Origin of the sequence: Streptomyces inhibens, assembly GCF_003389455.1 — a bacterium.
Classification (GTDB): Bacteria; Actinomycetota; Actinomycetes; order Streptomycetales; family Streptomycetaceae; genus Streptomyces; species Streptomyces inhibens.
In genome coordinates, this window is sequence record NZ_QUAC01000147.1 from 1 (window position 1) to 10,327 (window position 10,327).

9 protein-coding genes are annotated in these 10,327 nt (G+C 72.1%); 5 read left to right on the top strand and 4 right to left on the bottom strand.

The features are described from left to right. Positions 1-479 precede the first annotated feature (479 nt). Entirely contained in the window at positions 480-1,295 is an 816-nt protein-coding gene (locus tag DY245_RS18935; RefSeq protein WP_128508434.1) for a carbon-nitrogen hydrolase family protein, read from the top strand. 114 nt (positions 1,296-1,409) lie between these two features. Beyond that, positions 1,410-3,125 (top strand): flavin monoamine oxidase family protein, encoded by a 1,716-nt coding sequence (locus DY245_RS18940; RefSeq protein WP_128508435.1) that lies wholly within the window; start codon positions 1,410-1,412, stop codon positions 3,123-3,125. Positions 3,126-3,178: 53 nt separating this feature from the next. Here the strand turns inward: DY245_RS18940 and DY245_RS18945 are convergent, their stop codons facing one another. Both DY245_RS18945 and DY245_RS18950 read right to left on the bottom strand, forming a co-directional pair. Continuing rightward, the gene (locus DY245_RS18945; protein ID WP_128508436.1) at positions 3,179-4,108 is read right to left on the bottom strand and encodes an LLM class F420-dependent oxidoreductase; all 930 of its coding nucleotides are present in this window, start codon (positions 4,106-4,108) and stop codon (positions 3,179-3,181) included. Positions 4,109-4,210: 102 nt separating this feature from the next. Then, the gene (locus DY245_RS18950; protein ID WP_280524984.1) at positions 4,211-4,969 is read right to left on the bottom strand and encodes a DUF5995 family protein; all 759 of its coding nucleotides are present in this window, start codon (positions 4,967-4,969) and stop codon (positions 4,211-4,213) included. A gap of 201 nt (positions 4,970-5,170) precedes the next feature. Between DY245_RS18950 and DY245_RS18955 the strand changes: the two genes are divergently transcribed. Then, on the top strand, positions 5,171-5,626 hold the full coding sequence (locus DY245_RS18955; protein ID WP_128508437.1) for a phospholipase: 456 nt from the start codon (positions 5,171-5,173) through the stop codon (positions 5,624-5,626). Positions 5,627-5,708: 82 nt separating this feature from the next. Here the strand turns inward: DY245_RS18955 and DY245_RS18960 are convergent, their stop codons facing one another. Further along, a complete protein-coding gene (locus DY245_RS18960; RefSeq protein ID WP_128508438.1) occupies positions 5,709-7,082 on the bottom strand; it encodes a uracil-xanthine permease family protein in 1,374 nt (457 codons plus the stop codon). 163 nt (positions 7,083-7,245) lie between these two features. On the opposite strand from DY245_RS18960, the gene DY245_RS18965 reads away from it, so the two are divergent. Next, a complete protein-coding gene (locus DY245_RS18965; protein WP_128508439.1) occupies positions 7,246-7,743 on the top strand; it encodes an acyl-CoA thioesterase in 498 nt (165 codons plus the stop codon). 44 nt (positions 7,744-7,787) lie between these two features. Here the strand turns inward: DY245_RS18965 and DY245_RS18970 are convergent, their stop codons facing one another. Continuing rightward, positions 7,788-9,017, bottom strand: coding sequence for an MFS transporter (locus tag DY245_RS18970; protein WP_128508440.1), 1,230 nt, complete (start codon positions 9,015-9,017; stop codon positions 7,788-7,790). A gap of 69 nt (positions 9,018-9,086) precedes the next feature. Here DY245_RS18970 and DY245_RS18975 point away from each other — a divergent pair. Then, positions 9,087-10,327: ROK family transcriptional regulator (locus DY245_RS18975; protein WP_147318350.1), on the top strand; the 1,241-nt coding region annotated here is incomplete at its 3' end.

A 10,327-nucleotide genomic window follows, 5' to 3' on the forward strand; every position in this document is an offset into this window, starting at 1 on the left:
GGCGGGCGCGCCGTCGGAGGCGGCCGCGGAGCCGGCGGCGACGGCGGCGACCAGGGCCACCGCACCGGCCGTGGCGATCGCGATCCGGGTGCGGGAGCGGCGGCTGCCGGAGGACATACGGTTCATGGCGTGACGGCCCTTTCGCGGGCTGGGAGGAGGACGTGCGACCGGCCTTTCCGGACGCCTCCCACGCTGCCGTCCGCCCCCTGGCGCACACATCGCGCCGCGGAACGACCCGGCTCCGCCGCGCGGCGGAAGGGCGGGCCCCGCCCGTCCGACCACGGGCCCACCCGCCCTCCGACCGACGTCCGGCACCCCCGGCCCCACCTGCGCGAACGCCGGGCGCAACGAATCGCCGCAGAGTCCCTTGAACGCGCAATGAATCGTCCATCGGCACGCAACGCTGGCGCCTTGTCCCGGATCGCCGGCGGCCCGTACCGTCAATGCGTCCCGCCCGAACCTTTCCGCCGAGGGGTCCCATGACGTCGCTGCACACCGCCCTGCTCCAGAGTTCGGGCCGGCCCGGCGATGTCGCGCACAATCTGCGGGTGCTCGACGACGCGGCCCGTGCGGCGGCCGCGACCGGCTCCGGACTGCTCGCCTGCCCCGAGCTCTTCCTGACCGGCTACGCCATCGGCGGCGATGTGCACCGCCTCGCCGAGACCGCCGACGGCGACAGCGCACAGGCCATCGGCAAGATCGCCGCCGAACACGGCATCGCGGTGCTCTACGGCTACCCCGAGCGCGCCGCCCAGGACGAGCCCGACAGCGCCGCGGTCCACAACTCCGCGCAGCTCATCGGCCCCGGCGGCGAGCGCCTCGCGAACTACCGCAAGACCCATCTCTTCGGCTGCTTCGAGCGCGAGTGGTTCACCCCGGGCGAGCAGACCGTCGTCCAGGCCGAGCTGTCCGGCGTCCGGATCGGCGTGATGATCTGCTACGACGTGGAGTTCCCGGAGAACGTCCGGGCGCATGCGCTGGCCGGTACGGACCTGCTGCTGGTGCCCACCGCGCAGATGCACCCCTTCCAGTTCGTCGCCGAGTCCGTCATCCCGGTCCGCGCCTTCGAGAACCAGATGTATGTCGCGTACGTCAACCGGGTCGGCGCGGAGGGCGAGTTCGAGTTCGTCGGCCTCAGCTGCCTGGCCGGCCCGGACGGTGTCGTACGCACCCGCGCCGGCCGCACCGAGCAGCTGGTGCGGGCCGAGGTCGACCCCGTCTTCCTGAAGGAATCCCGGGCGGACAACCCGTATCTGCACGACCGGCGGCCGGAGCTGTACGGCCCGCTGACGTGACCTGACCCCCCTCTCACCCCTCCGTACCGGCGCGCCGGCCGTCCCCCCGGCCCGCGCCGCCGTGCCCCGCCCCGCCCCGCCTGCTGTGCCCTGCTTGCAAGGAGTCCGCCCCCGATGACGTCCACGGTGCCCACCGCCGCCCACCACGCGGATGCCCAGCCGCCGATCACCATGTTCGGCCCGGACTTCCCGTACGCCTACGACGACTTCCTCGCCCACCCGGCGGGCCTCGGCCAGATCCCCGCGGTCGAGCACGGCAAGGAGGTCGCGGTCATCGGCGGCGGCCTCTCCGGCATCATCACCGCCTACGAGCTGATGAAGATGGGCCTCAAGCCCGTCGTCTACGAGGCGGACCGGATAGGCGGCCGGCTGCGCACCGTCGGCTTCGAGGGCACCCCGTCCGAGGCCGCCGGCCTGACCGCCGAGATGGGCGCCATGCGCTTCCCGCCGTCCTCGACGGCGCTCCAGCACTACATCGACCTGGTGGGCCTGCAGACCACGCCGTTCCCCAACCCGCTCGCCGCCGACACCCCGTCGACCGTCGTCGACCTCAAGGGCGAGTCGCACTACGCCGTCACCGTCGACGACCTCCCGCAGGTCTACCGCGACGTGATGAACGCGTGGAACGCCTGCCTGGACGAGGGCGCCGACTTCTCCGACATGAACCAGGCGATGCGTGAGCGCGATGTGCCGCGCATCCGCGAGATCTGGGCGCGGCTCGTCGAGAAGCTCGACAACCAGACCTTCTACGGGTTCCTGTGCGAGTCGGAGGCGTTCAAGTCCTTCCGGCACCGCGAGATCTTCGGCCAGGTCGGCTTCGGCACCGGCGGCTGGGACACCGACTTCCCCAACTCCATCCTGGAGATCTTGCGGGTCGTCTACACCGAGGCCGACGACCACCACCGCGGCATCGTCGGCGGCAGCCAGCAGCTCCCGATGCGCCTGTGGGAGCGCGAGCCGGCGAAGATCGTCCACTGGGCGCCGGGCACCTCGCTGTCCTCGCTGCACGACGGCACGCCGCGCCCCGCCGTGACCCGGCTGCACCGCACCGCCGGCAACCGCATCACGGTGACCGACGCCGACGGCGACATCCGCACCTACGAGGCCGCCGTCTTCACCGCGCAGTCCTGGATGCTGCTGAGCAAGATCGCCTGCGATGACTCGCTCTTCCCCATCGACCACTGGACGGCGATGGAGCGCACCCACTACATGGAGTCCTCCAAGCTCTTCGTGCCCGTCGACCGGCCGTTCTGGCTGGACAAGGCCGTCGACGACAAGGGACAGCCGACCGGCCGGGACGTCATGTCGATGACGCTGACGGACCGTATGACGCGCGGTACGTACCTGCTCGACAACGGTCCCGACCAGCCCGCCGTCATCTGCCTCTCGTACACGTGGTGCGACGACAGCCTCAAGTGGCTGCCGCTGGAGGCGAACGAGCGGATGGAGGTCATGCTGAAGTCGCTGTCGGAGATCTATCCGAAGGTCGACATCCGCAAGCACATCATCGGCAACCCGGTCACCGTGTCCTGGGAGAACGAGCCCTACTTCATGGGCGCGTTCAAGGCCAACCTGCCCGGCCACTACCGCTACCAGCGGCGGCTGTTCACCCACTTCATGCAGGACCGCCTCCCCGAGGACAAGCGCGGCATCTTCCTCGCCGGTGACGACATCTCCTGGACGGCCGGCTGGGCCGAGGGCGCGGTGCAGACCGCGCTGAACGCGGTGTGGGGCGTGATGCACCACTTCGGCGGCGCCACCGACGCCACCAACCCGGGCCCGGGCGATGTGTACGACGAGATCGCGCCCGTCGAACTGCCCGAGGACTAGCGGGACGGGGCCCGGCACCACCGCCGGGCCCCTTCTGCCGCCCCCGGCAGGCCCTAGACCCCGGCCTCCCGCGCCGCCGCGTACACCTCCGCCGCGAGATCCTTCAGCTCCTCGGCGTCCCGGGCATCGCCCTGAAGATCGATGAGGATCTCCTCCAGGCCCACCTCGGCATGCGCGAACAGATCCTCGGCGATCTGCTCGACGCTGCCCTGGAAGGGGCTGCGGTCCGGGCCCGTGTACGCCGTGCCCGTATGCCGGGTGTTGACCCGCAACACGCTCTGCACCGGCTCCTTGCGCCCCCGCTCCGCGGCCAGCTCCCGCAGCTGCTCCCACTGCGTGGCGAGCGCCTCGGCGCCCATGCCGACCGGCATCCAGCCGTCCGCCTTGTCGACCAGCCGGCGCCGTGCGCGGGGGCTGGTGGCGGGCAGCAGGATCGGGATCGGCCGCTTCGGCTTGGGGCCGACGACGGACGGCGCGATGGTGGTCAGCGACCCTTTGTAGGCCACCGGGTCCGGGCCCCACACCGTCCGGCAGACGTCGATCAGCTCGTCGAGGACCTTGCCGCGCTGCGCGAACGGGGCGACGGCGGCGGCCGCGTACTCGTCCAGCGACCAGCCCGTGCCCAGGCCCGCGACCACCCGGCCGCCGCTCGCCGCGTCCAGTGAGGCGAGGGTGCGGGCCAGCTGGAAGGGGAGGTGCAGCGGGGCGACCAGCACGCTGGTGCCCAGCCGCGCCCGTTCCGTGGCGGCCGCGGCCAGCGTCAGCGTCACCAGCGGGTCGGCCACCGAGCGGTAGTGATCGGGCCAGGTCAGGCCCGGGATGCCGTACAGCCCCTGGGCGGCGGGCTCGGGGAACAGGATCCGCTCGAAGACCCAGAGGCTCTCGTAACCGGTCTGCTCCGCGGCCCGCGCCACGTCGGGCACGTCCCGTCCGATGTCGTACTGCCGCATCTGCGGAAGGCTCAGACCGAGTCGCATGGCCATACCTGCACTCCTTCGTGTCGCGTAGCCCCTTGCGCAACGTATCGCCGGGATACGGGAGTTCCGGGGCACGGCGCCAAAGTGGCGGCCGGGGCGGCGGCCGGGTCAGCCGGGCAGCGGAGTCAGCAGCATCCGCCCGACCAGGCCCACCCCGGCATCCAGCCGCTCGGTGAACTCCTCCGTCACATCCGGCAGCCGGCGTACGCTCCACAGCGCCCGGGCCGCCACCCAGGCGCCGTCCCTGGCCTTGTCCAGGCTCCACGACCCGATCAGATGTGTCAGCGGATCGGCGATGTCCAGGACATCGGGGCCGGGCATCAGCCGTTCCCGGATCCGCTCCTCCAGGCTTGTCAGCACCTCGCCCACCCGGTCGAAGTCGGTCTCCAGCGCGGCCGGTTCGCACTCCAGAGCCCGGCAGGTGTCCAGCACCGCGAGCGCCAGATCGTGGCCGATGTGGGCGTTGATCCCCGCCAGCGCGAACTGCAGCGGATGTACCCCCGGATGCCGGCGCAACTGGAGGAGCGGCCGCCAGCAGGCCGGCGGCCGCAGCCCGGCGGCCGCGGCGTCCACCGCGTCGAAATAGCGTCGTGCGAAGCGCACGTCCAGTTCGCCCGCGGCCACCGGATCCTGGAACGTGCCGCGCCCGATGCGCCCCGCCACCGCTTCGGTGACGGTCAGATAGACCCCGTTGAAGACGGCCACCCCGTCCTCGGCGGGCAGCGCCGCCGCCAGCGCCCGCATCCGCGCCAGCACCTCCGCCACGCCCCTCGTCGCCGCGGCTTCCGCGCCTTCGGGGGGACGGGCCGCGGACCCTTCGGCCGTGTCCGGCCGGCCGGGGCCGCCGTATTGCTGAATCGTCGTCATCGGCTCAGCGTGACATCCGGATTGCTGATATCGGCGTATGCCGGTTGCTGTTGACCGGAACGGGGTAATAACCGGCGCGCCCTCTTGTGGCTCTGCCATTGATCCGCAAAGAGCGGCAACGGCCTTTGAGAAAGCCCCATATCTTTCGACGTTCCAGGAAGCGCCGCGGTGAACGCGGTGCAGAATTCCGGAGGTTGGAGTATGTCCCGAAGACTTTCCGCCGCACTCACCGCCCCGCTCCTGAGCATCACGGCGCTGCTGGCCGCCGCCGCCCCGGCCCGGGCGGTGCCCGCCGACAGGCCCCAGGTGCTGGCGAGTTGGACACAGACCGACGCGGCGAGCTACGGCAACTGGGTGGCGGCCCGCGGCGACCGGTCGAAATGGTCCGCCTACGCCTTCGACTGGTCCACGGATTACTGCTCGAAGTCCCCCGACAACCCCTTCGGCTTTCCCTTCGAGATCTCCTGCGCACGGCATGACTTCGGCTACCGCAACTACAAGAAGGCGGGCACCTTCACCGCCGACAAACCCCGGTTGGACAGCGCGCTGTACGCGGACCTGAAGCGGGTCTGCGGGCGCTACTCCGGCGCGAAGAAGACTTCCTGCAACGGGCTGGCCTGGACGTATTACCAGGCGGTCAGGAAGCTCGGCAACTGAGCCGGGCGGGCGGTGCGGGGCGCGGCGGCCTGAGCGATGCCGCGCCCCGCACCGGCGCCGGCCGGGCCGCCCTTCAGTNCCTTCAGTCCTTGTCGTACGACGAAGCGCCCTCGTCCAGCAGCGGCGGCTGCGCCTTCAGGTGCGCGGGGGCCATGGCGCGCAGCGCGTGGTAGCCGACGAGCACCACGATCGTGCCCAGCGCGATACCGCTCAGCTCGAAGTTCTCGCTGATGTGCAGACTGACGCCGCCGACGCCGATGATGATGCCCGCGGCGACCGGCACGAGGTGGAGCGGATTGCGCAGATCCACCTTGTTGTGCAGCCAGATCTGGGCACCGAGCAGGCCGATCATGCCGTACAGGATGACGGTGATACCGCCGAGCACCCCGCCGGGGATCGCGGCCACCACCGCGCCGAACTTCGGGCACAGACCGAACAGCAGGGCGAAGCCGGCCGCCGCCCAGTAGGCCGCCGTGGAGTAGACACGGGTCGCCGCCATCACCCCGATGTTCTCGGAGTAGGTGGTGTTGGGCGGGCCGCCGAGCGCGGTGGAGAGCACCGAGGCCGCGCCGTCCGCCGAGATGGCGGTGCCGAGCTCGTCGTCCAGCGGGTCGCCGGTCATCTCGCCGACCGCCTTGACGTGTCCGGCGTTCTCCGCGACCAGCGCGATCACGACGGGCAGTGCGACCAGGATCGCCGACCACTGGAAGGTGGGCCCGTGGAACGACGGCAGGCCGATCCAGTCGGCCTTGCCGACCGCTGAGAAGTCCAGCCGCCAGTGGTCGGTGACCTTCCCCGCGCCGTTCACCGAGTGGATCATTCCGAAGGCCCGGTCGAAGACCCAGGAGACGGCGTAGCCGAAGACCAGCCCGAGGAAGATCGCGATACGGGACCAGAAGCCGCGCAGACAGACCACGGCGAACCCGGTGAACAGCATGGTCAGCAGCGCCACCCACTGGTCCTGCGGCCAGTACGTACTCGCCGTCACCGGCGCCAGGTTGAAGCCGATCAGCATCACCACCGCGCCGGTGACCACCGGCGGCATCGCGGCATGGATGATCCGCGCGCCGAACCGCTGGACCGCGAGGCCGACGAGGAAGAGCGCGATCCCGACCACCAGGACCGCGCCGGTGACGGTCGCGCTGGTGCCGCCCTGCGCCCGGATGACCGCGGCGACCCCGACGAACGAGAGCGAACAGCCCAGGTACGAGGGCACCCGGCCGCGGGTGGCCAGCAGGAAGATGACCGTCGCCACACCGGACATCATGATCGCGAGGTTGGGGTCGAGCCCCATGAGGACCGGCGCGACGAAACTTGCGCCGAACATGGCGACGACATGCTGCGCGCCCAGCCCGACGGTGCGCGGCCACGACAGCCGCTCATCCGGTCTGACCACGGCGCCGGGGGCCGGGTTGCGCCCGTCGCCATGCACGGTCCAGCGCACGCCGAGGCCCATGACTGCTCCACTTCTTCGTCACGGGGTCTTCGTAACGAGGTCTTCACATTGGGGGGACAAAGCATTCTAAGCAGCCGCTTACGATGGCTCCGACCCGCCATAGCGGCACCACCCGCACCAACCGCTGGGGCAACCACACCAAGAACCACAGGAGCATCAACCCGTGAGCGTCGCACCCCTCCAGGCCGCCCACCCCGTTCCGTACGGGCAGCTGGTCCCCGTCACCGTCCACTTCGACGACCTCGACGCGCTCGGCATGCTCCACAACTCCCGCTACCCGCTGCTGGTCGAGCGCGCCTGGGCGGAGTACTGGCACGGCCAGGGCTTCGGCTTCGACGGCGACTGGGCCGCGGCGGGCGACATGTGCAACGTCATCAAGGAGATGCGGGTCTCCTACGAGCGCCCGGTCACCAGCCCCGGCCACTACGCCGCGCACCTGTGGGTCGAACGCCTCGGCCGCACCGGTCTCACCTACGGCTTCCGGCTCTGCTCGGCCGACGGCGCCGAGACCTACGCCCAGGGCCACCGGGTGCTGGTCCGCGTCGACGCACAGACGCTGCGCCCCACCCCGTGGTCGGACCGCGCCCGCGCGATCGCCGCGGAGCTGCTGCGGCCGGCGGACTCGGACGGCGGGACGGGTACGGAGGCCGACGCGGCCTGAGGAGCGGGCGCGGACCGGACGGTCCGCGCCCCCCCCCGCTCACCTCACGAGGGTTCCAGGTCCGTCGCCGGCTCCGCCACGCGTGTGCGCGCCTCGCGCCCCGGCACCCGCAACACCCGCGCGCCCACCACCAGTCCGAGCGTCAGCGTCGAGACCAGCATGAACGACACGGTCAGCGAGGTCGCCTGGGCGATACCGCCGATCGCGGACGGCGCGATCAGACCGGAGGTGTAGGTGATCGTGGCCACGCCCGCGATCGCCTGGCTGGGCGCGGGACCGCTGCGCCCGGCGGCCGCGAAGGCGAGCGGGACGACGACCGCGATACCGAGGCCCACCAGGCCGAACCCGGCCATCGCCATCGCCGGATGGCTCGCCGCGACGATCAGCAGGCCGCCGGCCGTCGCCAGCACCCCGCCGGCCCGCACCGTGCGCACCGCGCCGAAGCGGGCCACCACCTTGTCGCCGGCCAGCCGCGCGATCGCCATCGTGCAGGCGAAGGCGGTGGTCGAGGCGGCCGCCAGGCCCGCATCGGTGCCCAGTTCGTCCCGGAGATAGACCGCCGACCAGTCCAGGCCGGCGCCCTCCGCGAAGACCGCGCAGAAGCCTATGGCCCCGATGATCAGCGCCGACCTGGGCGGCAGCGCGAAGCGCGGCGGCGGATGCTCCTCGGGGGCGCTGCGCAGATCCAGTACGCCCTGGCAGGCGAGCGCGCCGAGCACGGTCAGTACGAGCGCGGCGCCGGCCAGATGGATCCGGGCGTCCCACCCTGCGTGTGCGGCGACGGTACCGACCGCCGAGCCCAGCAGCGCGCCCGCGCTCCACATGCCGTGCAGCCCCGACATGATCGGCTTGCCGAGCCGGTCCTCGGTCTCCACACCCAGCGCGTTCATCGCCACGTCCGACATACCGGAGGACGCCCCGTACACCAGCAGCGCCGGGCACAGCGCGTACAGGCCGGGGGAGAGGGCGGGCAGGATCAGCGAGAGGGTCCACAGGGCGAGCAGACCGCGCAGTGCGGTGCGGGCGCCGAAGCGGTGGCTGATCCGGCCGGCCAGCGGCATCGCCAAGGACGCGCCGATCGCCGGGAAGGCGAGGGCCAGGCCGAGTTGGCCGGCTGAGATACCGGTGTGGTCCTGGATCCAGGGGATGCGGGTGGCGAAGTTGCCGGTGACCGATCCATGGATGAGGAACACCAGGGCAACGGCCCAGCGCGCGCGGCGCAGCCCGTTGCGGGGGAGGGGGAGGACGTCGTCGTGGACGCCGGTGCCAGCCATGGGCGGTAAACTATCAGGAAGCCTGCCTGATAATAAGTGGCCGGATCGACAGGGTGAAAGAATCCCGTCATGCATGCACCGCGCGCGGCGGCCGCCGGCCGCACCGCCTCACCGACCACCGCTCGGCTGATCAACGATCGCCTGGCGCTGCAACTCCTGCAGTCCGAGGGGCCCCTGACGGCTGGTCAGCTCAAAACGCTGACCGGTCTGTCCCGGCCGACCGTGGCGGATCTCGTCGAACGCCTCCAGGAGGCCGGTCTGATCGCCGTGGTCGGCGAGAGCGGTGCGCAGCGGCGCGGCCCCAACGCCCGGCTCTACGGGATCGTCGCCGACCGGGCCCATCTCGTCGGCCTCGATCTGCGCACCCACAGCGTCACCGTCGCGGTCGCCGACCTCCTGGGAAAGGTGCGCGCCGAGCAGACCGTCCCCATCGGCCCGGACGACACCCCCGACACGGCCGTCGCCGCCTCCCTCGCCGCGGTGGACAAGACCCTCGCCGCGGCGGGCGCCGGCCATCCGCACACCCTCGCCGTCGGCGCCCCCGGCCTGGTCGACCCCGCCACCGGCCGGCTCGGCAGCATCGACTGGATCCCTTCGTGGCACGCCGCGCTGGTCGGTGAGTTGCGCGACCGGATGGCCGTACCGGTCCTGCTGGAGAACGAGACCAACCTCGCCGCCATCGCGGAGCAGCGCGACGGCGCGGCCCGCGACCACGACACCTTCGTCCTCCTGTGGCTCGGCCATGGCACCGGCGCCGCGGTGGTCCTGGACGGCAAGCTGCGGCGCGGCGCCTCCGGCGGCACCGGCGAGATCGGTTTTCTGCCGGTCCCCGGCACCGATGCGCTGCCCTCCGCGAGCGGCTGCTCCGGCGGCTTCCACTCCCTGGCCGGCTCCGCCGCGATCTGCGCACTCGCCGCGGAACACGGCATCCGGGGCCCGGGCGGCACCGGCCCCGGCAGCCAGGCCGACGCCGCCTCCGAGACCGACGCGCCGCCCGCCGAGGCCCTGGTGCACGCCGCCGTGGCCGCCGGTGACGCCGGTGCCGCGTTCCTCGACGCGCTGGCCGCACGGGTCTCCCTCGGCGTGGCGGCCGTGTGCGCCGTGCTCGACCCCGGGTGCGTGGTGCTCGGCGGCGAGATCGGCCTGGCCGGCGGCGACGCGCTCGCCGACCGGGTCGCCGGCCATCTGGCCCGCCTCTCCCCGCTGCGCACCGATGTACGCGCCGGGGCGGTCGGCGGGCGGGCGGTGCTGCGGGGCGCGGTGCTGGCCGCGATGGACGCCGCTCAGAACGAGCTGTTCGCCCCCGCGGG

What these genes read in the sequence shown, in the direction of transcription:
- DY245_RS18970 (WP_128508440.1), bottom strand. Translation starts at nt 9,017, where the DNA reads ATGGCTGGCACCGGCGTCCACGACGACGTCCTCCCCCTCCCCCGCAAC.
- DY245_RS18960 (WP_128508438.1), bottom strand. Translation starts at nt 7,082, where the DNA reads ATGGGCCTCGGCGTGCGCTGGACCGTGCATGGCGACGGGCGCAACCCG.
- DY245_RS18950 (WP_280524984.1), bottom strand. Translation starts at nt 4,969, where the DNA reads ATGACGACGATTCAGCAATACGGCGGCCCCGGCCGGCCGGACACGGCC.
- DY245_RS18945 (WP_128508436.1), bottom strand. Translation starts at nt 4,108, where the DNA reads ATGGCCATGCGACTCGGTCTGAGCCTTCCGCAGATGCGGCAGTACGAC.
- DY245_RS18955 (WP_128508437.1), top strand. Translation starts at nt 5,171, where the DNA reads ATGTCCCGAAGACTTTCCGCCGCACTCACCGCCCCGCTCCTGAGCATC.
- DY245_RS18940 (WP_128508435.1), top strand. Translation starts at nt 1,410, where the DNA reads ATGACGTCCACGGTGCCCACCGCCGCCCACCACGCGGATGCCCAGCCG.
- DY245_RS18935 (WP_128508434.1), top strand. Translation starts at nt 480, where the DNA reads ATGACGTCGCTGCACACCGCCCTGCTCCAGAGTTCGGGCCGGCCCGGC.